Source organism: Clostridia bacterium, assembly GCA_024685775.1.
Classification (GTDB): domain Bacteria; phylum Bacillota; class Clostridia; order Christensenellales; family CAG-1252; genus CAG-1252.
In genome coordinates this window covers 24735-47163 of the sequence record JAIKVL010000026.1, presented here as the reverse complement: position 1 = coordinate 47163, position 22429 = coordinate 24735, and the positions used below count along the sequence as shown (strand labels likewise).

19 protein-coding genes and 1 tRNA gene are annotated in these 22429 nt (G+C 49.9%); 15 read left to right on the top strand and 5 right to left on the bottom strand.

What is annotated here, in order from left to right:
• Positions 1-254: 254 nt before the first annotated feature.
• Together K5753_04855 and K5753_04850 are read right to left on the bottom strand one after the other, a co-directional pair.
• Positions 255-1136, bottom strand: coding sequence for a hypothetical protein (locus K5753_04855; GenBank protein ID MCR4726530.1), 882 nt, complete (start codon positions 1134-1136; stop codon positions 255-257).
• Positions 1137-1244: 108 nt separating this feature from the next.
• Positions 1245-2552, bottom strand: a complete 1308-nt coding sequence (locus K5753_04850) for a GGDEF domain-containing protein (GenBank protein MCR4726529.1) — start codon at positions 2550-2552, stop codon at positions 1245-1247.
• 790 nt (positions 2553-3342) lie between these two features.
• Between K5753_04850 and K5753_04845 the strand changes: the two genes are divergently transcribed.
• Complete coding sequence (locus K5753_04845; protein ID MCR4726528.1) at positions 3343-4389, top strand: Fic family protein; 1047 nt, start codon at positions 3343-3345, stop codon at positions 4387-4389.
• 54 nt (positions 4390-4443) lie between these two features.
• Positions 4444-6762 (top strand): hypothetical protein, encoded by a 2319-nt coding sequence (locus K5753_04840; GenBank protein ID MCR4726527.1) that lies wholly within the window; start codon positions 4444-4446, stop codon positions 6760-6762.
• A gap of 601 nt (positions 6763-7363) precedes the next feature.
• Here K5753_04840 and K5753_04835 read toward each other — a convergent pair.
• Positions 7364-7439: transfer RNA gene (locus K5753_04835), tRNA-Ala, on the bottom strand.
• A gap of 301 nt (positions 7440-7740) precedes the next feature.
• On the opposite strand from K5753_04835, the gene K5753_04830 reads away from it, so the two are divergent.
• From K5753_04830 to mutY, 3 genes are all read left to right on the top strand, one after another.
• Complete coding sequence (locus tag K5753_04830) at positions 7741-8403, top strand: VUT family protein (protein MCR4726526.1); 663 nt, start codon at positions 7741-7743, stop codon at positions 8401-8403.
• Positions 8400-9059, top strand: coding sequence for an SDR family oxidoreductase (locus K5753_04825; protein MCR4726525.1), 660 nt, complete (start codon positions 8400-8402; stop codon positions 9057-9059). The genes K5753_04830 and K5753_04825 overlap by 4 nt, the downstream gene beginning before the upstream one ends.
• A gap of 99 nt (positions 9060-9158) precedes the next feature.
• Complete coding sequence (gene mutY / locus K5753_04820) at positions 9159-10214, top strand: A/G-specific adenine glycosylase (GenBank protein ID MCR4726524.1); 1056 nt, start codon at positions 9159-9161, stop codon at positions 10212-10214.
• Here the strand turns inward: mutY and K5753_04815 are convergent, their stop codons facing one another.
• Positions 10215-10658, bottom strand: coding sequence for a YhcH/YjgK/YiaL family protein (locus tag K5753_04815; protein MCR4726523.1), 444 nt, complete (start codon positions 10656-10658; stop codon positions 10215-10217).
• A gap of 86 nt (positions 10659-10744) precedes the next feature.
• On the bottom strand, positions 10745-11038 hold the full coding sequence (locus tag K5753_04810; GenBank protein ID MCR4726522.1) for a hypothetical protein: 294 nt from the start codon (positions 11036-11038) through the stop codon (positions 10745-10747).
• A gap of 283 nt (positions 11039-11321) precedes the next feature.
• Here K5753_04810 and K5753_04805 point away from each other — a divergent pair, with 283 nt between their 5' ends.
• The 10 genes from K5753_04805 (at position 11322) to K5753_04760 (ending at position 22429) form a co-directional block, all read left to right on the top strand.
• On the top strand, positions 11322-13946 hold the full coding sequence (locus K5753_04805) for a hypothetical protein (protein ID MCR4726521.1): 2625 nt from the start codon (positions 11322-11324) through the stop codon (positions 13944-13946).
• A 54-nt stretch (positions 13947-14000) separates the two neighbouring features.
• A complete protein-coding gene (locus tag K5753_04800) occupies positions 14001-14612 on the top strand; it encodes a hydrolase (GenBank protein MCR4726520.1) in 612 nt (203 codons plus the stop codon).
• Positions 14609-15475: an amidohydrolase gene (locus K5753_04795; protein ID MCR4726519.1), complete on the top strand. Its 867-nt coding sequence runs from the start codon at positions 14609-14611 to the stop codon at positions 15473-15475. The genes K5753_04800 and K5753_04795 overlap by 4 nt, the downstream gene beginning before the upstream one ends.
• A gap of 16 nt (positions 15476-15491) precedes the next feature.
• Entirely contained in the window at positions 15492-16769 is a 1278-nt protein-coding gene (gene serS, locus K5753_04790; GenBank protein ID MCR4726518.1) for a serine--tRNA ligase, read from the top strand.
• Between the two features lie 27 nt (positions 16770-16796).
• On the top strand, positions 16797-17828 hold the full coding sequence (locus K5753_04785; GenBank protein ID MCR4726517.1) for an SIS domain-containing protein: 1032 nt from the start codon (positions 16797-16799) through the stop codon (positions 17826-17828).
• 17 nt (positions 17829-17845) lie between these two features.
• The gene (locus K5753_04780; protein MCR4726516.1) at positions 17846-19438 is read left to right on the top strand and encodes an O-antigen ligase family protein; all 1593 of its coding nucleotides are present in this window, start codon (positions 17846-17848) and stop codon (positions 19436-19438) included.
• A gap of 39 nt (positions 19439-19477) precedes the next feature.
• Complete coding sequence (locus tag K5753_04775) at positions 19478-19753, top strand: HU family DNA-binding protein (GenBank protein ID MCR4726515.1); 276 nt, start codon at positions 19478-19480, stop codon at positions 19751-19753.
• Positions 19754-19889: 136 nt separating this feature from the next.
• The gene (locus K5753_04770) at positions 19890-20159 is read left to right on the top strand and encodes a hypothetical protein (GenBank protein MCR4726514.1); all 270 of its coding nucleotides are present in this window, start codon (positions 19890-19892) and stop codon (positions 20157-20159) included.
• Complete coding sequence (locus tag K5753_04765) at positions 20156-20758, top strand: spore cortex biosynthesis protein YabQ (protein ID MCR4726513.1); 603 nt, start codon at positions 20156-20158, stop codon at positions 20756-20758. Before K5753_04770 ends, K5753_04765 begins: the two co-directional genes overlap by 4 nt.
• A 54-nt stretch (positions 20759-20812) precedes the next feature.
• Positions 20813-22429, top strand: coding sequence for a hypothetical protein (locus tag K5753_04760; GenBank protein MCR4726512.1), 1617 nt, complete (start codon positions 20813-20815; stop codon positions 22427-22429).

The window sequence follows — 22429 nt, the reverse complement described above, 5'->3', positions numbered from 1 at the left end:
AACGAATAAAAAGCGCGGTTATGGATCGTTTACAAAATGAGAGGAAATTGTAATAGGTAGATTAATGTGACTTTTTTATGGGCATAGCGATATATCCTTCTGTTAATCGCTTACGGTCAGTCTCGGATTCAAGGCGGAACCTTTTTTTTGTCGGATTTTTCGAATAATACATAGAACCAACTCTTATCAAAGAGCTTCTGTTATTTGTCCGTCCTGACAGTTGTCTTCCATCTACGTTTACATTGGCAGATTGATCATAATACAGTTTTGCACATCTCACTGATATAGCCTCCTGTAATCCCATTATAAGTCTGTATGTATTTAACAAGCAAGTCAGCTTGTCGTAATGATGCTTCATAAACCATAGTAATATTTTTTTCATCGGAGGCTTCTTTGGAGTCTACACACAAAAAGCCGTAGATGATATTGTGACTGCTTATTTCTTCTTCAGTATATGCTTCTTCTGTTGCAATCGGAACGACGATTATGCTTTTGTAGTACTGTAAATAGTCGTGATTGTGATTCAAATAGACTGACGAAGTTTCCTTTGAATAATTGGTCAAATCTCCGCAAATAAAAAGGTTTTGTTGGTTATCTTCCAAAATTACTTTATAGCAGGTGTTTTCTTTTGCCGTTGTCGATTGTTTATCTAGATTCTTACGCTTTTTGTTTGAATTCTTTGATCGGCAAATTGTCCAAATTTTTTTATCCATTATAGAGGGAATTTTATTATCGTTTTCTATAATCTTAATGGAAGCAGAATACTTTTGCTTTGCATATTTTTGGATAGAGTTACAAAAGTTATCAAGAATATCTGATAAGTCGTTTTTAACGCACGCTCTTTTATCGTAGAATTTCTTACAATCACTTAATCTGGGTCCGGCTTCATATATTATTCGGTTAATTTCGAATATGCCATCTATGATATCCATTAAATCGGATATATCGCCGCCGCCTTTTTTTTTCTTGAGTACTTGATATATGATTCGAGCGATTATAGCAACTCCGCAAAATGAGGAGACAACGATAGCAGCTGTTTTATTCGGTAAGAAAATACTTATAATAATATAAACAAATGACAAAATGGTGATTACAAAACCAATTATCCCCATGTTTCTTTCTATCGACTGTTTCATAAAATAGCTTCTCTTTTGTTCTTGTAAGATGATTATAACATTTTTATCTCTAAAAAACAAGAAGTTTATAACGCTTAGAGAGAAATGTCATATCAGATAATGCTAAGTTCATGTGCATTTATTGTGATTATAGAACGACGCTTTGTCGGCGTACATTTCCTCGTCCGCGCGTTTGAAGACGTCGTTGAAGAAGACGTCCTGCTCGGGATCGAACGCGGCGCAGCCTTTGGAGAAGGCGAGGACCGCGCCGTCTTCGGTCACGGGGGCGAGCCCCTCGACTTTTTCCGTCAGCGCGGCGACTTTCTTTTTCATTTCTTCGAGGGAGACATCTTGCAGAATCGCGATAAATTCGTCGCCGCCGATGCGATAGCAATTCTCTCCGAAGAATTCGGTCAGAATCTCCGCGGCGTCGGTTATGATGACGTCGCCCGTTTCGTGTCCGAAGTAATCGTTCAGCTTTTTGAGACCGTTGATATCGAAGACCGCGAGAGAGAAAGCGGCGTCTCCCGCGTCGATCTTTTCGTTTATGCGTCGGACGACGTCCGCAAACGCCGTGCGGTTTTTAACGCCGGTAAGCCCGTCCGTAAAGGCTTTTTCGCGGACGAAATCCAAGTAGCGGCGGATCTGCGCTTGCAGCCCGTGGACGCGATAGCTGAGTGCGCCGATGTCGTCCACCGCGGTCTTTTCCGGGCGGACGTCTCGCCTCGTTCCGTAATCGTTCGGGATCTCGTCGGAAAGATGCTCCGCGTCGCTCGAAAGAGCGGAAAGGTCTTCATATACCTTGTCGAGGCGGATCTTTACTCGGTTCATGACGAGGAAGATCAAAGCCGCCGCGAACAGCGTAAACATAATGCCGACCGCGGTGAAGATCAAGGTAATTTGACGAATGGGCGCTTCGTACCAGTCTGCGTAAAAATCAACCGCGACGATCGCCGCGACTTGATTCGAGGAATCGAAAACGGGGGAATATGCGCTGTAATACTTCTCTCCGCGGCTCTTGCTCGCTTTCTCGTTTGCCGAGGGAGACCCTTCGGCGGCAAGTTTCAAAGAAGAATTTGCGGAGATTGGTTCTCCGAACGCTGCGGGATCTTCTTTCTTCGTGTCGATGATATAAATATAGCCCGTGCTCGTTTCGCGGATGCAGTAGATGTCTTTGAGGCTGGCGTTGTCGCGGAAGACGGAGAGTGTGGAAAATGCGGCTCGATAGGCTTCGGAACCTTCACTCCCCGCGGTCAATGCGGCGAGATCGTCTCCGTTTAGGGAAGCCGCCGCGGTGTTTGAGATGTCGAGCATGTGCTCGTGACTTATCTTTCTGAGGTTCGATCGGGTATGTCCAACGAAAATAACGCCAAGCACCGTTCCGGCGATGACGAATACTGCCGAGACGATCAAAACGATCTTTGCCGTTAAGCTCATTTTCCTCATAAAACGTTTTTTCTCCTTGCGTCCGATCGAACGTGTGATTTCGTTTACGAAACCATTGTATGCTTTTCACCCTTCAAAAGGCAAACGATTGGCGACGCGTTTGCGTATAAATAAAAAAAAATTAAGAAACGATTTATCCTTGGAATCGAAAAAATACCCTCGAAATCGCTCGATATTCGGGGCAAAAAGGAAGCTCCGTTTATATTCGAAAGCCGCGGACTTTCGCCGCCCCGCAGGAAAACGCTTATGGGAAATCGTTTTTCAAATAGCGTTTTTCGGAAAACGGGAAATTTGTCGCCAAAAGTTCGCCCGATCGCGGCTTGCGCTCATATCGGACGAAGATGTTCGTCGACCAGCAATGGTATTAATGAAAACATGAAAGCTATTGAAATTAAGTATGTTGTTGTGATAAGAACCATTTGCGGTATTTTTGCGCAAAACGGTTATCAAATCATAGGCAAATAAAAAGATTATTGGAATATCGGGTTAAAAAAACGAAAAAAGGAGCGATTAGGCTCCCTTAAAATAATCAATCTTCGACTGATCGAAAATAACGGAATTGAAGTCTTCCGGCAAATAAAGAAATATCCGCACACCCGAATAATCGATGCAGGTGTGCGGATAAGTCCGATGTGGTGGGCAACTTGTAAGGAAAAAGAATTCCGCGATTTATAGATTATGATGAAAACGGATAGAATTCTTTCGAGCGATTTTCCCTTAACTCTTGATTTTCCCCTTATAATATGCTACGATTTAAGGGAATAATCCGAGAGGTAGGGGTATGAGGTCGTTTAATTACAGCATAATCAAGGATCAAAAGTGGGATTCCGAGACGCTCGGGCTGATCGCCGCCATTTATAAAGAGGTGGGTAAGCAGGAGCTGTATCTCAAACAACGCCCCGAAGCGCTTGAAAAACTGGTTGAGATCGCCAAGGTGCAGAGTACCGAAGCATCCAACGCCATTGAAGGCATCGTCACGACCAATACGCGAATGAAGCAACTCGTCGCGGAAAAGACGGCGCCGAAAAACCGAAACGAGCAGGAAATTGCGGGGTACCGTGACGTGCTTGCGGTTATCCACGAAAGTTTTGACGTGATCTCAATTACGCAAAACTATATTCTTCAATTGCACAAGATCCTTTACAGACACATGCAGAATTCTTTTGCCGGGCGGACGAAGACCGTGCAGAATTATATCAGCGCAACCTATCCCGACGGGCATCGGGAAACGCTTTTTACTCCGCTTGCGCCTTTTGAAACGCCCGAGGCGCTGGATCGGATCTGCGAAGAATATAATCGCGTGATCGGGAATGCGGAGCTTGATCCTTTGATCGCGATCCCCGTCTTCATCCACGATTTTCTTTGCATACATCCTTTTAACGACGGAAACGGAAGAATGAGCCGCCTTTTGACGACGCTCCTTTTATATCGAAGCGGCTTCTACGTCGGCAAATATATTTCGCTTGAAGCGAAGATCGCCCAAAACAAAGACTTGTATTACGAAACCTTGGCGCTTTCGCAAGAGGGCTGGCGCGAAGGGAAGGACGATCCCGTTCCTTTCATTAAGTACTTGCTCGGAACGATCCTCGCCGCATACAGAGACTTTGAGGATCGTTTCGCGCTCGTGGAAGTAAAGCGTTCCGCGCTGGAAACGGTCCGTTTGGCTGCGCAAAATAAAATCGGCAGATTCGGGAAGCAAGACATTCGCGAGCTTTGCCCGTCTCTCAGTATCAGTTCGATTGAAGGCGCGTTGCGCAAGCTCGTCGAATCAGGTGAACTTAAACGGGAAGGCGAAGGGAAAAGCATTCGATATGTCAGGATGAAATAAAGGGATGGATTTTATTTTGGCGGTGAATGAGGTTATTATATTATGCAAAAAAGTATGAAGATGAAAAATAATATGAAAAAGGAATCAAAAGAAAAAAAGATAAAAATCAATCATCATGGATTCATTCCGTTCATTATAATGCTATCTGTTTTGTGGATGATTTCAGTTTTTTTGCAGATTTTTTACCGTCCGGAGAATCTTAGCATAGATAAGGCGCTTGCATCGTTTGGGCTAGTCACGCAAATCATTACTGCCATAGTGGTTTGTATTCTGCAAATAATGGGAATCGCTTTTTCCGTACAAACAAATGAATTTGCCGGAATGAAGTTGTATGAATACAGAGAGTTGCGAAAAGACAAGCATTTTTCATTTCGAGCAAGTACGGTCCTTTCTCTCACTTTGTTGCTCATCAATGTAGTAAGCTATTTGTTCTACTGGTTTTTTGTATGTATAGGGACTTCCTTGTGTGCGTTTCTCTTTTGTGTTTATATTATTTATATAGAAACACCGCTTCTTATGATGAAGCGAAACGCCTTGTTGACTATTGTTAAAGATCAAATCATCTCACAAAGCAAACAGTTAGAAATGAAAAATCTGCTACAAAACAAGTACATAAATGCAATTAAATATTGCATTTGCGAAAAGGATATACAACCAACATATGAATGGTTTAAATCCAAAGATGATGATGTCTATAACAAGAAATTATTAAATCAATTATTGGATATCCAAGAGGCGATAGCGTTTGGTTTGAAGAATATAACCGACAAAAAAGAATTGGAAAAGACAGTGGATGGGCTTTTAGATGGGACTTTGAATATATTAAATGGGTCTTTTGATATTATCAAAATCCTTGGGGAAACCCCCGAGAATTATCGATATCACATAACAAGGGTGCTTTTCCAACTTATGGAATGCGATTTAGCTCAAAAAGTTATTGAAAGAATTTGTGGGGAACTCATCTGGATCGATGGGCGGAAAATGGATCCGCTACAAAAAAAGATGTACATAGACATTATGATAATACTTGTATCTTTTTCTGTAAAACGGTCGGATTTCCGACTTCTGTCTGAAATCAGAAAGCAGTTCTCGCTATATTATTTTACTTTTGATAAGGGCGTAAGCGGTTTGATCTTTGCGATAATTAGCTTTCAGCTTTTTTATCTTGTCAAATTGAGCAATGAAGCTCCTAAAGAACTCCGTGAAAACATTACCGCCTTTATACAAGAGGGGGAAAAGATTGGAACTACTAGTATTGTGTCATGGAAAAAACTATTTGAAAAGTATTCTAGCGAGTTTAAACTGGACTATTCAGAGTTTATAGATGCATTTAGACGGAATGAGGACAGCTTGGATTATATAACGATGAGCGGCTTTGCCCATTGGGTTGTTTTATCTGAAAAGATTGCAAGCGATTGGTATATTGCTCATTTATTAAACAAAGAAATGACTCTTAATGATGATTATGCTGATATCCTTAAGGATTATTCTATAGGAAAAACGGATTATTATCTCGAACAGTTTATGCAAGAGAATTATAAAGAGGGTGTTTTTCTCCCCTCGGAAGAATTGCGCAATGCAGTTAGTTTTTTTTCTAGTGAACCCCGGTTGTTCGATTGTTTTATCAGCGATGAAAAAAGGAATCATAGGTTTTATTCCTTCTATGAAAAAAGAAAAAAAGAAAAGCTGGATTCATTTGTGGACGAATGCAATAGCATTAGTAATGAAGATTTAGTTCTCAAGTACAAGCCAAAAGTAGAAGCTATTCTTTTCGCAGAATGGGGCTTTGACAACAAAATTGTTCTTGACGATGCATCGCAAAGATATATCCGTTTTCTTTATGAAAAGAAATCTAACGCGATAAATCATGATGAGTTTATCGTAGAGTATATATCCGAGGGTATACTTGATGATATTCATAAAAGCATCCGATGCAATGAGATAACAACGGATAATGACGATGCTTTGTCCGCATTCTTATGTGATGAGATTCAGGGGATAACCAATTATGCACGGCATCTAATTTATGATATAAAAGATCACAGTTTGAAAGATGCACTTTTGCAAAAAATGACCACTATCATAGCGAAGAGTCGAATACTGTCAGATGGTTTCATTGTGAAAAAAGATGGGTATGGTGTTAATATCCGCATTGATGAATTCTCTGTTGATGATCTATCAGAACAAGAATTAAATAAAATGGTGGATCAGTATCGTCGTGCAGATGGACAATATCTTTACGAGGGTGTATTTATGAAGAGGGAGGATGTCTTAAAGAGAGTAAAAGCAAGATATGTCATCTATACAATTGTCTTTAGATATAAGGTGAAAGCAGAAGGCCTTATTAGGTTAAAAAGAGCAGACGAAGGCTGATGATCCCTCTCTTAAATCTCAATTGGCAGTTTGGAGTGATTTTATTAAAACAAGTTAAAGCGTGCGCCGTTGTTCGCTATGCCGCTTTTGGAATGAGTTTGCTTTTTATATCGTGGTGAATCATCTCTCACTTTATGGCAATCTTATCTCTCATTTGAGTACAAAAAGTCCAAAGTTTTTACTTTGAACCTATCTTGGTGGAGATAAGGGGATTCTCCTCTTGCGCTTCGCAAGGCAAATCGTTTTGTTTAAGTAATGCCTTGTTCTGCGCTTCGGTCAGTCGCTAAAATCGGCAAAAATCACTTGCCGATTTTTTAACGCTCTCGGTTCTCATCCCCTTGTTAAGTGTAAAAAAAACTCAGTCGAAAATTCGACTGAGTTTGCTTGGTGGAGATAAGGGGATTCGCGAGGAGCGAAGCGACGGAATAGCGAGCGAAAAGGCGAAGGAAAGCAAGGAAGCAAGGGGATTTTATCGAAAAGCGGTTAAAGGCAGGTGCGAGCGTCAGCCCGCAGGGGTTTGCGCCGAAGGCGCGCACTTTGAGAGCAAAGTGCGGAATCCCCAAGTGAACAAAAAAAACCGCGGCGAACTGCCGCGGCATTTTGGTGGAGATAAGGGGATTCGAACCCCTGACCTATACGATGCGAACGTATCGCTCTACCAACTGAGCCATATCCCCAAGCACTTTTGTATTATAGAGCATTACGGCGGCGTTTGCAAGCGTTTTTTCGATTTTTTCTTTATGGGAGAAAAATTCGCTTTTTTTCGTTGGACTTTTCCGCGGGCAATTGCTATAATGGTGAGGAAATCGCGGGTTTCCGCGAACCATAGGAGATGTTCCTTGCTTAACCATCTTCCGAATAAAAAACAAGGAGGTCACGATCGTGACGATTATCAAAAACCTTTTTTACGAAATCAAACTCTTACTCCGCAGCTTGCCGTCTCTCATCACCGCGCTCTTCGTAACGTCGGTCGTTTCGATGAATCTGCTTGCGAATAAAAGCATCGACCTCAATTTGAGTTGGCTTGCTTTGGATTGCGGCGTGATCCTTTCTTGGCTCGCGTTCCTTTTGATGGATATCGTGACCAAAAGATACGGTCCGCGCGCGGCAAACGAGCTCGCTTTCGTCGCTCTTTGCATCAATCTCGTCTTCTCCGCTTTTTATATCTTGGCGTCCTTCATTCCGGGGACTTGGTCGATGAGTTACGTCGAAGGTTCGGAGGGCGTCATCAACGGCGCGCTGGACGGGACGTTCCGCTCCGCGTGGTACGTCATCTTCGGCAGTTCGGTCGCGTTCGCCGCTTCCGCCGTCGCAAACAACTTTTTGAACGCGTTCATAACGAAAAAAATCGGCAAAAACAACTTCGCCGCGTTTTCGATCAGTTCCTATGCGTCGACTTTCCTTGCGCAGTTCGCGGACAACTTGATCTTCGCGTTCATCGTCAGCTATAACTTCTTCGGTTGGACGCCGCTCCAATGCGTGATGTGCGCGGTAACGGGCGCGCTCGCGGAGCTTTTGTTCGAGGTCGTCTTCTCGCCGATCGGCTACCGCGCGATGCTTCGAATGGAAAAAGAGAACGTCGGCAAGGAGTATCTCGATTACATTGCGGAGCGCAAGGCTTCGAAAGCGGAGGTAAAATGAAACTTGTTTTAACGGGCGCAAACGGTGGGATCGGGATGGCGATCGCCGTAAAATTCTTGAAGCAAAACTGGAACGTCGTCGGGATCGACGTTGACGCTCCCGCGCATTTTTCTCATCCGCGTTATACGCATCTGCAAGCGGACGTTCGCGGCAAACTCCCCGCCATCGACGACGTAAACGTCCTGATCACGGCGGCAGGCATCCAACTCCCCGAAGAAGACGCGATCGACGTCAACTTGAAAGGCGTCGTCAACACGGTTGAAACCTACGCGTTTCAGCCCGCGATCCGCTCCGTCTTGAATATCGCTTCGGCGAGCGCGCGAAACGGCGCGGAATTTCCCTTGTACGTCGCGAGTAAAGCGGGCGTCGTCGGCTATACCAAAAACGTCGCGCTTCGTCTCGCGCGGTTCGGCGCGACCTGCAACACGCTTTCTCCGGGCGGCGTCGTAACGGCTTCGAACGCCCCCGTTTTGGAAGACGACGCCTTGCGGGCGGCGGTCTACGCGGAAAGCCTGCTCGGAAAGTGGGCGGATCCCGAAGAGATCGCGGAATGGGCGTACTTCCTGACCGTGGTCAACAAGAGCATGACGGGGGAGGACGTCCTCGTCGATAACGGCGAAATTTTGAAATCCAACTTTATCTGGCCGAAAAAGTAACGCATAGTTTTTTCTTTTTTCTCGGCGTAAAACGATACGAATCGAATAAAAAGTCGGCTTCCTCTTTACCGAGCGTCGGAATTTTTGTATAATACCGATATGAACGAAGTAATGAAAGAAACGGTAAAGAAACTCATAACTTGGTACGAAGCGAACAAACGCGATCTCCCTTGGCGCAGAGATCCCTCTCCCTATGCGGTTTGGATCTCGGAAATTATGCTCCAACAGACGCGCGTCGCCGCCGTCATCCCGTATTACGAGCGTTGGATGACCCTTTTTCCGACGGTTTCCGATCTTGCTTCGGCGAGCGAAGACTTGGTTTTGAAAGCGTGGGAAGGGCTCGGATATTATACGCGGGCGCGCAATCTTCACGCGGCGGCGAAGATCGTTGCGGAGCGATACGGCGGGGAATTGCCGCGAAATAAAAAGGAACTTTCCCTTTTGCCCGGGATCGGGGATTACACGGTCGGAGCGATCCTTTCGATCGCGTTCGGAGAAAAAGAACCCGCCGTGGATGGGAACGTTTTACGCGTGTACGCCCGACTGATGGAGAATGCGTCCGACGTCTCCAAATCGACGGTTCGCGCGACGGTCGAAGATATCTTGCAACTGTATATGGAAGAGGGGAAAACGTCTTCTTTTACGCAGTCGTTTTTTGAGCTCGGCGCTTTGATCTGCTTGCCGGGCGCGCCGAAATGCGAGGAGTGCCCCGTCAAAGAAAACTGTGCCGCGTATCGCAATAAAACGCAAGACAAATTTCCCGTAAAATCCGCAAAAAGGGAGAAAAGAAGAGAGGCGATCACCGTCTTTTTGATTCGCGTCGGAGACGCCGTCGCCGTCCGCTATCGCGAGGGGGCGAGGCTCCTCGCGGGACTTTATGAGTTTCCCTACGTCGAAGGCGTTTTATCGAAGGAAGAAGCGGAGAAGAAGATCGGCGCGCCTTGTCGGGAACTCCCGCCGATTTCCCACGTTTTTACTCATATGATTTGGGAGATGCGCGGGTTCGAAGCCGTCCTCGACGCTCCGACGAAAATAAAAGAAAAAGGGATCTCTTTCGTCCCGATCGACGGTCTCGACGAAAAACATCCCTTTCCGGGTTCCGGTGGGAACTACCCGATCTCCGCGGCTTTCCGTAAATTTCTGCGGTTTTTGTGATTACGCCACGGGGACTTTGACGACGACTTTTTCGACGCGGCTTCCGTCGCCTTGTTGCGGGCGATGCGCGTCCTCGGGGAAGACGATCACGAAATCCCCGTCCGTCAGGGTCAAAAGGTCGACTTCGCCTTTATAAAACGCGACGTCCTTTTCCGCGAATTTGTCTTCGACCATCGTCTGCGTCGAAAGATCCGCCACGCCGAACAGCTCTTTGCCTTTCAGGACGCATTGAATGTCGATAAACTTTTTATGCGCTTCGATCTTGCAATTTTCCGCGCTCTTCGAATCATAGCTCTGGACGAGGGCGAACGCGCCGCCTTCGAGCTCGTAACGCCCGACTTCCTTTTTCTCTTTCATCGCCTCTTTCAAAAAGGCGAACGCGGCGGGAAATAAGGGATTCACGCCTTCGTAAAGAGAAGCGTAGGTCAAATTGTCTTTAATCATAAAACACCTCCGATTTTTTTGATCGTTCGAACGGGTTTCCCCGCCCGATCCGAAAGAAAAACCCCCGAACCTCGGGGATTTTTTGCTTATTTTTCGATGAGCTTTTTCAGGACTTCCCCGTAGCCGCCGCTTCCGTGTCGGATGCAGCGGGAAATGCGGCTGAGCGTCGCGGAAGAGACGCTCGTCTCTTCGTTGATCTTGCTGTACGTCCCGCCTTGGAGAAACAGCTTCGCCGCGTAAAGCCTCTGCGCGAGCTGCTCGTACTCGTTATAGGTGCAAAGGTCTTCGAGGAGCCGCGCGAAATCGTCCGCATTGTCGATCTCGGCGAAAACCTCGCAAAGCTCCCGTTTGAGTTCTTCTTTTCTTTCTTCCTGCGTCATACGCCCTCCGCGCTTTGTTTCGCACTATAATGCGTTAAAGCGTCGAAATCATTATACCGCAAGCGAAAAGGAAATGCAATGCCTTTTTTCGGAGAAACGCGCCGCTCGAAAGGCTTTTCGCGGCGTCTCGCGGCTCGCGTTTCGCGGTAAATCTTTCCTTCTCGACAAATCGGTCATTATCGCTTGCGTTTCTCCGATATTATGTAGTATATTAATTTTATCGTAGATAGCGTGCGACCGCGCTCGGTGCGCGCGCGGAAAGCGCGATAATAAAGGAGGAGAAATGAGATCCGGAAGAGGCAAGTGCCCGCAATGTAAAGAAACCATCGTTATCGATCTCGATCAGCCGGAACTTCGTTGCCCGTATTGCAACGCTCTTTTGAAGAAGAGCGCGAAATCGGTCTCGGAGGTAAAAGCTGAGGAAAAGGCGAGGATCAAAGCCGCCGAAGAGAAAGAAAAAGAGAGGATCGCCGCCGAAGAGGAAGCGGAAAAAGAGCGTTTGATCGCCGAAGAAAAGGCGAAGGAAGAAGCTCTTGCCGCGGAAAAGGCAGCCGAAGAAAAGGCGCTTGCCGAAAAGAAAGCCGCGGAAGAAAAAGCGCTCGCGGAGCAAAAGGCTGCGGAAGAAAAAGCGAAAGAAGAAGCGCTCGCCGCCGAGAAAGCGAAGGAAGAAAAAGAAACGCCCGCAGCGGACGAAGAGGAAAGCGAATTCGGTGAAGACGCGTTGAAGCAAGAAGCTTTGAACGCGGCGAACGAAATTTCGGACGAAGAACTCGCGATGATGGACGAGACTTTCCCCGAGGAAGAAAAAGCGGAAGAAGCCCCCGCCGAGGAAGCCGAACCGATCGAAGCGACCGAAGAAACACCCGCATCGGAAGAGATTCCCGCGGAAGAAGCGGCGGAATCCGAAGCGGAAACGCCCGTTGAGGAAGCGCCTGTTGAAGAAACGCCCGCGGAAGAGTCTGCGGATGATTTCGACGAATCCTTACTCGCGGATATTCCCGACGCGATCGTCGGCGAAATTCCCGCCGAAGAGACTCCCGTCGAAGAGCAATCCGCCGAAGAGACTTCCGATTTGATTTCGGACGAAGTCCCCGAAGAAGAAGCTCCCGCGCCCGCTTCGGACGAGACGATGGTGTACAGCTCGATCGCGATGGACGACGACGTTCCCGCCGAAAAAGAAGAATCCGAAGAGGAAGACGATGAACCCGAGGAAGAAGAGGACCTTTCGAAAAAAGGAGAGGTCGCTTTGGAAGACGACGGTTCTTCGTTTGACGATATTTCTCCCGATCTGATCTCGGACGCCGCGCCCGAAACCGCTCCCGCGGAAGAGGCGGCGGAAAATGAAGAAAGCGAAGTCTCGGACGAAGACGCCGCGCTTTTCGACGACGAAACGCCCGCGTTCCTGACGCCCGACTCCGCGGAAGAAAGCGCCGTTGAAGAAACCGCTGCGGAAGAGGCTCCCGTCGAAGAGTCCGTTGCGGAAGAAACCGCTGCGGAAGAAGCGGAACTTGACGTTCCCGAAATCGCGGAACCCGAAACCGAAGAATCCGCGTCGGTCGAACCCGAGGTCGCGGAACCCGAGGTTGCCGAACCCGAAACGGCGGAGCCCGAGGTCGCGGAGCCCGAATCCACGCTCGAAATCGAATCGCCCGAGGTCGAAGAACCCGCGCCCGCGGAGTCTGCTTCGGAAGAGGTGAAGCAAGAAGCCGAGCCCGAGGTCGAAGAAACGAGAAAAGAAAGACGCGCGAGGGAAAAAGCCGCGAAGAAAGCCGAAGAAGAGGCGGCGGCGCAGGAAACCCCCGCTTATACCGATGAAGATATGGCGTTCGCCGCAAGCCTTTCCGATCTCGGAACCAGAAGATACGTGGCTCCGAAGTCGGCGGGCGCAAAGAAAGCGATCCGTTACGTTGCTCCGGGAATGGAGAACGGCAAAAAACAGAATAAAGCCGAGCGCGAGCAGAAAGCCGCACCGGCAGGAGGGAAAACTATGGGAATCTACAAAAAACCGATCGCATTTCTTTTGATGCTTTTGTCCATCGCGGGTGTTTTGATCTATCTCGCATACGGTCTCTTCATCACGCATTGGGCGGATTACGGTCTCGCCGTCATGGCGGAAGGCAAGATCACCGCGGACTTGATCGCAGGCGCGCCCTCGCTTCTCGGTCAACTCCCGAAGACGTGGCTTTCCGTTTTTATCGACAAGTTACCCTTGATCGGCGGCGACTACTTCCTGCAATACGCGACGATCGGTTTCTGCGGCGCGGTCGCCTTGATCTCGATTCTCGGCTTGACCGGGAAGAAGGGCAAACTCGGATTCCTGTTCGTCCTTCTCGCGGACGCGGTCTTCTGCTTCTACACCCTCTGGTCGATGCACGGCGGCACGCCTTATTTCATTACGATCGAAAAGCTCCCGGAGATCCTTGCGGAGTACGGTAAGTACGTCGATTACGGCGTGTACGGTCTGCTGCTTCTCGCGGCGATCGCGTTCGCCGTCTCGCTCTCGTCCGGTTCTTCCGAATTCGGGACGACGGCGGGAACCGCGGTCCTTCCGATCATCTATATGGCGATCCTCGTCGCAGGTTACGCGGCGATCCTCGTCCTCCCCGGCGTGATGAAGATCACGATCACCGCGACGATCATGCGCTACGCGATCCTCGGCGTTTGGGGCGTCAGCTTGCTCTTTACCCTGATCGGCATCCATAACGGTTCGACCTCGCGCGGCGTAAACGGCTGGCTTACTTGGGCGCTTTTGACCGCGATGACCTTGTTCTACGCGGCGATCGTCGTCCTCTCTTACGTCGGTAAAGAGCTCGACGTGACCAATCTTTTGACTCTCTTTACTTCCGTCGCTCCCGGGCTTCCGCTTCTCACGTTTGCGAGCTTCGCGGCGTCGGATCTCAGAAACTGACGAACTTGCGGCGGCGGAGCATTTCCGCCGCCTGCTAAACGAAGGCGACGAAAAATGGAACGAACGGAAAAACGCGACAACGAATTCATCACCACCTATCGCGCGCTGATCAAGCGCGAAGGCGCGGACAAGCTTCTCGATTATCTTATGACGAAATCGGATTTCTTTACCGCGCCGGCGTCCTCCCGCTTTCACTATGATTTCGAGGGCGGGCTTTGCGCGCATAGCTTGAACGTCTATAATCGACTCGTCAAACTTCTCGAAAGCGAGTACGGAGCGGCTTGGAAAGAGACGTACAGCCCCGAATCCGTGGCGATCATCGGGCTTTTGCACGACCTTTGCAAGATCAATTACTACAAGGTCTCGTATCGCAACGTGAAGAACGAAGAAACGGGCGCTTGGGAAAAGAAGCCCTTTTACTCGGTCGAGGACGATCTTCCTTACGGACACGGCGAAAAATCCGTCTATATCATCAGCGGCTTTATGCGCCTGACGAGGGAAGAGGCGATGGCGATCAATTGGCATATGGGCGGCTTTGACGACAGAGTCAGAGGCGGCAGCTTTACGGTGGGGCAGGCGTACTACAAGTATCCGCTTGCCGCGCTCGCTCACAGCGCGGATTTTCTCGCGACGTATTTGGACGAAAGAGAAGAGGAAGAAAAATGATCATCGTAAACGGACAACCCGCGTCCGACGCACAGGAAGAAAAACAATACCGCATTATCGACGCGCATTGTCATATTTACCCCGAGAAGATCGCGGCGAAAGCCGTCGCGGCGATCGGGAGATTTTACGGGAAAGAGATGGAAGAAGACGGGACGCCCGACTCGCTCGTCAAAGAAGGCGAATCGATCGGCGTCGAAAAGTATGTCGTCCATTCGACCGCCACGACCGTCCATCAAGTCCGCGCGATCAACGATTATATCTTTTCCGAAATGCAGCGCCATCCCGAATTCGTCGGGTTTATGACGCTCCATAACGAAATGACGGACGAAGCGATCGAGCAGGAAGTGGAGCTTGCGCTTTCGCGAGGAATGAAAGGCGTAAAGCTTCATCCGGACTTTCAAAAGTTCAATATCGACGACGCGGAGAATCTTTACCGCGTGACGGCGGGAAAACTCCCCGTCTTGCTCCATATGGGAGACGTGCGCTACGATTATTCTTCGCCGCTTCGTTTGGAGAAAATGGCGAAAAAGTATCCCGAGCAGATCTTTATCGGGGCGCATTTCGGCGGGTATTCGGTGTGGGATAAAGTCGGTTGCTTAAAAGACTTGCCGAACGTTTACTTCGACACCAGTTCCTCCCTCGCGTTTTTGGATAAATCCCGCGCGGCGGATCTGATCCGTTCGTTCGGATTCGAAAGATATATGTTCGGGACGGATTTCCCGATGTGGAAACATAAAGAAGAACTCGACCGTTTCCTTTCCCTTCCGCTTACGGAAGAAGAAAGAGAGGCGATCTTGTACGGTAACGCGGCGCGGCTTCTCGGCGTCGCGGACGAAACGAAAACACCCGCTCAGGCGGAATAATAAAAGAAGGTGTGATATGATCGATTTACAACTTATCAGGAATGACTCGGAAAGCGTTAAAGCCGCTCTTCAAAAGAAGGGCGCGATCGTGGATTTCACGGAGCTGCTCGAATGGGATAAAGAGCGCCGCGCGATGATCCGCAAAGTGGAAGAAAACAAAGCGAAGCGCAACAAGGTCAGCGGCGAGATCCCCCTTTACAAAAAGCAAGGAAAGGACACGACGGCGATCTTCGAAGAAATGCGCGCGCTCGGAGAAGAGATTTCCGCGCTCGATAAACAGATCGCGGAAACGGAAGAAAAGATGAACGATTTTATCGCCCGTCTTCCGAATATCCCGGACGACGACCTCGTCGGCGGCGAAAAGGAAAACAATCAGGTGATCCGCGTCGTCGGAGAAAAACCGACGTTCGATTTCGAACCGAAGAATCACGTCGACCTTTGCACCGATCTCGGACTCATCGATTACGAGCGCGGCGTAAAACTCGCGGGCGGCGGCTATTGGATCTATCGCAATATGGGAGCGCGCCTCGAATGGGCGCTCATCAATTACTTCATCGCGGAGCATTTGAAAGACGGCTACGAATTCATCCTTCCCCCGCATCAGCTTTCTTATTCCTGCGGTTTCGGCGCGGGGCAATTCCCGAAGTTCGAAGACGAGGTCTATTGGCTCGAAGGCGAGGAGAGAAAGAAAGGTCACTTTATGCTTCCGACGGCGGAGACCGCTCTCGTCAATATGTATGCGGGCGAGATCATCGACGGAGCGAAACTTCCGATGAAGTTCTTCGCGTACACGCCTTGCTATCGCAAAGAAGCGGGCAGTTACAGGAGCGAAGAGCGCGGCATGATCCGCGGTCACCAGTTCAACAAAGTCGAAATGGTCATCTATTCGACGCAGGAAGACAGCAAGAAAGCCTTCGAGGAGCTTGTCGGCAAAGCGAGCGCTCTCGTCGAAAAACTCGGCTTGCATTTCAGAGTCAGCAAACTCGCGGCGGGCGATTGCTCCGCGTCGATGGCGAGGACGTACGACATCGAAGTCTGGATCCCGAGCATGGGCATCTATAAAGAGGTCAGCTCCGTTTCCAATGCGAACGACTATCAGGCGAGAAGGAATCAAACGCGTTACAAAGACCCCAAGACGGGCAAGAATCTGTTCGTCCACACCTTGAACGGCAGCGGTCTCGCGACGAGCCGTTTGATCCCGGCGATCGTCGAACAATTCCAGAATGCGGACGGAAGCGTTCGCGTGCCGGACGTCCTCGTTCCCTACGTCGGAACGGACGTTCTCAAAAAATAATTTCACAGCGAGACGGGAGAAAAAGCTATGGGAATCATGTACGATGAGATCTTGACGGAACCGGAAGTCATCAAAAGCGCGATCCACGCCAATTCCGAAAAGGTTCAGGAGATCGCGGCGGAAGTCAAAAAGCGCCGCATTAAAAACATAACGATCATCGGTCGCGGAACGAGCGACAACGCGGGGCTTTGCTTCAAGTACGCCGTGGAAACCTTAGCGGGGATCCCCGCGGGAACCGCGCACCCCTCCGTTACGACGATGTACGGCGCGAACGTCGATTATTCCGATCACCTGTTCGTGGCGGTCTCGCAGAGCGGAAAGAGCATCGACACGCTCGCCGTCCTGACGCAGGCGAATAAGCAGGGCGCGATCACCGTCGCCGTGACGAACGACGCTTCGTCTCCTCTCGCCAAAGCGGGCAGATATCATCTCGATCTCAGCGCGGGGGAAGAAAAGAGCATCGCGAGCGCGAAGAGCTACATCGCGGAACTCACCGTCCTCTATATGCTGGCGATCGCGCTTTCCGATAAGCCTTCGATGCCCGTCGTGTATGCGTTCCCGAAGAGGGTCGAAGAAGCGCTCGCTCTTTTGCCCGCCATCGAGGATATGGCGGAAAAGGTCAAGGATATGAATAATTTCATTATCCTTTCGCGCGGTATTATGCAAGGCGTCGGCAAAGAACTGCAACTCAAACTCAACGAATGCGCCTACACCTTCGCGACGTTCTACGGAACCAACGACTTTATGCACGGTCCGTTCGCTTTGATCGAGGAGGGCGTAAACGTCATTATTCTCGCGCCGGACGGCGAGTGCAGCGAGAACTTCCGCGATATCGCGACGAGATTGCAACTTTTGAACGCGAACGTCTTGACGTTCAGCGATAACGACGATCTGTTGGATCTTGCGACCTTCGGCGTAAAAATGCCCTCGATGGATAACCTTTCTTCGACGGTCGGCTATTCGGTCGCGATGCACCTTTTCGCGATGGAGCTCAGCAAGCAGAAGGGTCATAACCCCGATGCTCCGAGAAACCTGAAAAAGGTTACGATCACGAAATAATGCTTTCTTTCGATGAAATGAAAAACGGTGCGGGAAAAGTTCTCGCGCTTTTGCGTAAAGCGGTGACGAGCGAGTGGATGATGCTTTTCGAAGTCCTTCTCGCCGCCGTTTTGTTTTTGGTGAAGAGAGAAGTCGAATGCGTCGTTACGTTCGTCTATATCATTTCCGCGAAACTCATTCTTTCCGACGATTCTCTTTCGGCGTTTTTGCCTTTTATATTGATCGGGCTCGTCGTTTTGAGATTGTACGACAGCTTCGATCGCTTTATGTCGCTGAAATTCGTGATGGGCGTGCCCGCGGTCCTCGGCGTCTTGTTCCACTTCTTCTTTTATCGCGTAAAACCGCATAAAGGCGCGTTGACGAAAGGCTATCTCGCGCTTTCCGTCGCGCTCGTCCTCGGGGGGCTTTTCAGTTTGCCCGTTTCGCATTATTTTTCGGGAACTTCGCTTTACTATATGTTCGGGCTCGGATTCGGAATGCTTCTTTTGTACTCCGCGCTCTACTATAAGCTTGATCCGCATTGCGCCTACGATATGAGGGAGTACGTCGCGAAGACCGCTTTTTATTCCGCGGCGTATTGCGTCTTTATTATCGCGGTGCAGTACTTTTCGAATTTGTCCGTGATCTCCACGGGGTGGGAATTCTCGTTGAACGCGCTTTCTTCGATCGGAAACAATCTTTCTACCACCGTCCTTATGACGATGCCGTTCTGCTTCTATCTTTCGCGCAAAAAGGGCGTTCGCGGCGCGGCGGCGTTCGTCGTCGGCGTGTTGTCCTGTGTGGCGTCCGTCCTGTCGCTGTCTCGCGGCGGATTGATCTTTACCTCCGCGACTTGCCTTTTTTACGTCCTGTTTGCGCTTTATAAATATAAAGATACGCGCGTAAGGAATGCGATCGCGCTCGGCGTCCTCGTCCTGATCGCCGTCGTCATCATTCTCGTTTGGAGAAAAGAAGTCGTAAAACTGTTTGAGGAAGGGATCGTCCCGACTTCGACGAAAGTGCGCCTCGCTTTGATCGGCGCGTCCTTCGCGACCGTCCTTTTCACCGCCTTCGCGTACGCGCTTTTCAAAATGAAAGACGGGAAAAAACTTCGCATTTCCGTTTGTGTCGCGGCGGGTGCGGCGGTTCTCGCTTTGGTCGCGATGATCGCGCTGTGGGATAAAGTCAAAGAACTTGCCGTCGAAATGGATTCCTATCGCGGCAGGATGATGATCGTTGCGGCGAATAACTTCAAGAAATACCCGATCTTCGGGACGGGCATCGGCTATCGCGGACTGCGCGACATCTACGCGAATAAAGAAGGAATGTTCGGCTGCTACCATTGCCTTCCCGTGCAGGTCGTCGGCTCGATGGGGCTCGTCGGCGTGGCGGCGTATCTTTATATGCTCAAAGCGCGTTTTTCGGCGCTCCGCCGCGCGCCCGACAAGGAGTATGCGGCGATCGTCTTTTTCTCCTATCTCGGGCTCGTCTATATGAGCTTCGTGAACCCCGGGATCTTTTGCCCCGTCGTTTATGGTCTTCAACTCGCGATTTACTACATTTCCGCGGAAAGATCGGGGGAATTTGATCTTTTGGGTGAAAATAGGGTATTGACAAAACAGGTCGATTAGTGTATGCTATATCTATATTCCTAAGTTGGAGGTTGTACTATGAATAAGAGCGACGTTATTAAGATTATTTCGGATAAGACGAATATTACCGAAGCCGATTGTCGCCGTGTTTCCGAAGCGTTTATCGAAACCATTGCCCAAGCGCTTAAAGCGGGGGATTCCGTGACCTTTGCGGGATTCGGTTGCTTCAAGGCGAAACAGCGCGCGGCGAAAGAAGGTTTGCATCCCAAGACCGGCGAGCGCATCAAAATTTCCGGAAGATGCGTCCCGACGTTCAAAGCCAGCAAGACCTTTGTCGGCGTTATGAATAAATAATCGAACCAAACTCGGAAAAGAGCGGCAAGCGCCGCTCTTTTTTTATGCGCTTTTTCGGCGCGCGGTCTATCGGCTTCGAGAAGAGCATATACTGTCTCGATAAAACAGCGCGCGGGTTCGCGCGAAAGGAGCGAATATGGAGAACGTCGGATCGATCAAAAAGCCGCACGCCGTGACGATCAAAGACGGCGCGACCGTAACGGGGGTGACGCAGGTCGTAGCCGTGGGAGAAAAAGAAGTCTGCCTTTCCGTCGGAGAGAAGACGCTCGTCTTGACGGGCAACGGGTTTTTCGCGGAAAAGCTCTCGATCGAAGAGGGGATCCTCGTTTTGAAAGGGGATGTGACGGCGCTGAAATATTCCTCCGCGCCGAGCGCGAAAGGATTTTTGAAAAAGCTGTTCAAATGATCGTAACGGAGTTGACCGTCGCCTGCCTTTTGTTTCTTTGGGGCGCGGCGTCCGGGATCCTTGCTTCGATCCTGAACGTCTTCGGGCGCGCTTCCTTCTTCGCGAGATGCGTCGCGGACGTTTTGATCGCGTTCTCGACTGCGGCGGCGTACTTTTTCGGGCTGTTTCTCGCCGCAAGCGGGGAATTTCGCGCGTACTCTTTCGCCGCCTTCGTCGCGGGAGTCGCCGTTTCCGCAGGGTTATGCGCGCGATGGTATCCTGCTTTGCGGCGGCTCGGGAAGCGCATCCTTTTCCCCGTCCTTTCTTTGGAAAAGAAGATGGAAAAGAAGGTCGCGGACGCGTTTTCCCCGATCTGTGAAAGGCTGAGGGTCAAGCGCGACGAAAGAATAGCGAAACGAGACGCGCGAAAACGCGAGATCCGCGAGAAAAAAGAAATAGAAAGGGAAAAGAAGAAACGTCTCGCCGAGGCGCGTAGGAAAGAAATCCTACGCGAGAGGGCGAAAACGCGCCGAAAAAGGAAAAGCAAGCGCGCCCTTGCCCCCGCTTCGCGCGCAAAGGAACGCGCCGCGGCTCCCCTTTTAAGAAGGCAAAGGAATTGACAGAAAGAAGAAATTGCGGTACAATACTAAAAAGAAAAAGAAAGAGGTAGCGTAGTGGCTATTAAATTTTTAACGCCGGCTCAGCTTTGGCAGGATTTCGATCCGATCAGCGAGCCGCTCGACTTGTCGGTCGCTTATTCCTCTCAAGACGGCGAGGCGAATTTGAAAGGAACGTACTTTACCGCCGTTAAGGACGGCGAAGAGCAGGTGCGCGCGTTCGCGGAGATCAAATCTTCCGTCGCGCAACCGAAGAAAGCTCTTTTATGCGTCCTTACCGAGCGGGATCAGCTCGCGCTTGCGGATAGTTTCGACGAACTTTTGAAGCGCGGCTTCGTCGTCATGACGGTGGACGTCAGCGGCATTCCGGACGAAAACGGAAACGCGACGAAGTATACTTCCGCTTTCTCTTACGCATCGTATGCGGCGGGCGTTCCCGATCGCTTTTCGGCGACTCCGTCCGCATTGAATTCCCCCGTCTTTCTTTGGGCGAAGATCGTTCGCCGCGCGATCACGCTTCTCGAATACTATTATCCGAAACTGAAAGTGTCCGTTATGGGCGCGCGGACGGCGGCGGACGTCGCTTGGCAGGTCGCCGCGGCGGATTCCCGCATTTCGGCTTTGCTCGCGCTTCTCGGCGATTATTCCGATCCTCCCGTTTCCGCGGACGGCGACAGCTCCAATGCGGACAGTTACACGATGTCGCTCAGCGCGAAGAGCGCGGCGCGTCGCATCACCTGCCCCTGCTTGATCGCGACTTGCGCGAACGCGCACGGCGGCGACGTCGAAAAGATCAGCGAAGTCGCGAATCAAATGAAGGACGGCATCCCGTTCGCGATGACCATTACTCCGAGACTGAACGATCAGATCTCCGAATCCGATCTGTTTTCCACCTATCGTTGGCTGGACAAGACCCTCAAAGGCGAAAACGCGCCCGAGATCAAGCTCTCTTCTTCGATGAGCGACGGCAAGATCCGTTTCGTTTTGTCTTGCCCGATCGGAAAGGCGCAATCCGCTTCCGTCTTCCTTTGCTATAACGACGCGGCTCCGACCTATCGCCATTGGCACGAATTTCCGATGAAACGCCACGAGGACGGTTCTTTCTCCGTCGAAGCTTCCGTTTGGGAAGGGGATCGCGAGGTCTTCGCTTACGCTTCGATCGCGGCGCCCGGCGGCTCGAACTTCGCTTCGAAAGGGATCGGCACGCTCGTAACGTCGATGATCCCGTATCGCGTGAGCCAATTCTTGCTCGACACCGTCTCCGATCACGGAATGTATGCGGATAATTCCCGCGAGACCTTCCTTGCGAGAGAAAGCGATTTCGCGATCAAAGAAGCGCCGGACGGCGTCCCGGGGTTTTGGGGAAAAGGCGCGCTTCGGACGAATATTCTTTCGGAGCAAGGTCGCTACGAACCCGCTTCGTCGCTTCATATCAGCGTCTATTCCAAGGAGGATTCCGAGATCCGAGTCTGCCTGATGAAGGATGAGGACGGCAAGGTCGTGACCTATACCGCCGTCGCGCACGCGGAAGGGGAAGAGTGGACGCGACTCTCCTTCGAAACGGATGATTTTAAGACCGAAGAATTGATCCCGATGAAGGATTGGGAAAGGCTTCTCGGTATCATTTTGCCCGATACGGACGATAAATACTATAATAATTTTCTTTGGATGTAA

Excerpts from the sequence above, each read along its gene's own strand:
- K5753_04855 (MCR4726530.1), bottom strand. The coding sequence starts at position 1,136 with ATGAAACAGTCGATAGAAAGAAACATGGGGATAATTGGTTTTGTAATC.
- K5753_04850 (MCR4726529.1), bottom strand. The coding sequence starts at position 2,552 with ATGAGCTTAACGGCAAAGATCGTTTTGATCGTCTCGGCAGTATTCGTC.
- K5753_04845 (MCR4726528.1), top strand. The coding sequence starts at position 3,343 with ATGAGGTCGTTTAATTACAGCATAATCAAGGATCAAAAGTGGGATTCC.
- K5753_04840 (MCR4726527.1), top strand. The coding sequence starts at position 4,444 with ATGAAGATGAAAAATAATATGAAAAAGGAATCAAAAGAAAAAAAGATA.
- K5753_04830 (MCR4726526.1), top strand. The coding sequence starts at position 7,741 with ATGAATCTGCTTGCGAATAAAAGCATCGACCTCAATTTGAGTTGGCTT.
- K5753_04825 (MCR4726525.1), top strand. The coding sequence starts at position 8,400 with ATGAAACTTGTTTTAACGGGCGCAAACGGTGGGATCGGGATGGCGATC.
- mutY (MCR4726524.1), top strand. The coding sequence starts at position 9,159 with ATGAACGAAGTAATGAAAGAAACGGTAAAGAAACTCATAACTTGGTAC.
- K5753_04815 (MCR4726523.1), bottom strand. The coding sequence starts at position 10,658 with ATGATTAAAGACAATTTGACCTACGCTTCTCTTTACGAAGGCGTGAAT.
- K5753_04810 (MCR4726522.1), bottom strand. The coding sequence starts at position 11,038 with ATGACGCAGGAAGAAAGAAAAGAAGAACTCAAACGGGAGCTTTGCGAG.
- K5753_04805 (MCR4726521.1), top strand. The coding sequence starts at position 11,322 with ATGAGATCCGGAAGAGGCAAGTGCCCGCAATGTAAAGAAACCATCGTT.
- K5753_04800 (MCR4726520.1), top strand. The coding sequence starts at position 14,001 with ATGGAACGAACGGAAAAACGCGACAACGAATTCATCACCACCTATCGC.
- K5753_04795 (MCR4726519.1), top strand. The coding sequence starts at position 14,609 with ATGATCATCGTAAACGGACAACCCGCGTCCGACGCACAGGAAGAAAAA.
- serS (MCR4726518.1), top strand. The coding sequence starts at position 15,492 with ATGATCGATTTACAACTTATCAGGAATGACTCGGAAAGCGTTAAAGCC.
- K5753_04785 (MCR4726517.1), top strand. The coding sequence starts at position 16,797 with ATGGGAATCATGTACGATGAGATCTTGACGGAACCGGAAGTCATCAAA.
- K5753_04780 (MCR4726516.1), top strand. The coding sequence starts at position 17,846 with ATGAAAAACGGTGCGGGAAAAGTTCTCGCGCTTTTGCGTAAAGCGGTG.
- K5753_04775 (MCR4726515.1), top strand. The coding sequence starts at position 19,478 with ATGAATAAGAGCGACGTTATTAAGATTATTTCGGATAAGACGAATATT.
- K5753_04770 (MCR4726514.1), top strand. The coding sequence starts at position 19,890 with ATGGAGAACGTCGGATCGATCAAAAAGCCGCACGCCGTGACGATCAAA.
- K5753_04765 (MCR4726513.1), top strand. The coding sequence starts at position 20,156 with ATGATCGTAACGGAGTTGACCGTCGCCTGCCTTTTGTTTCTTTGGGGC.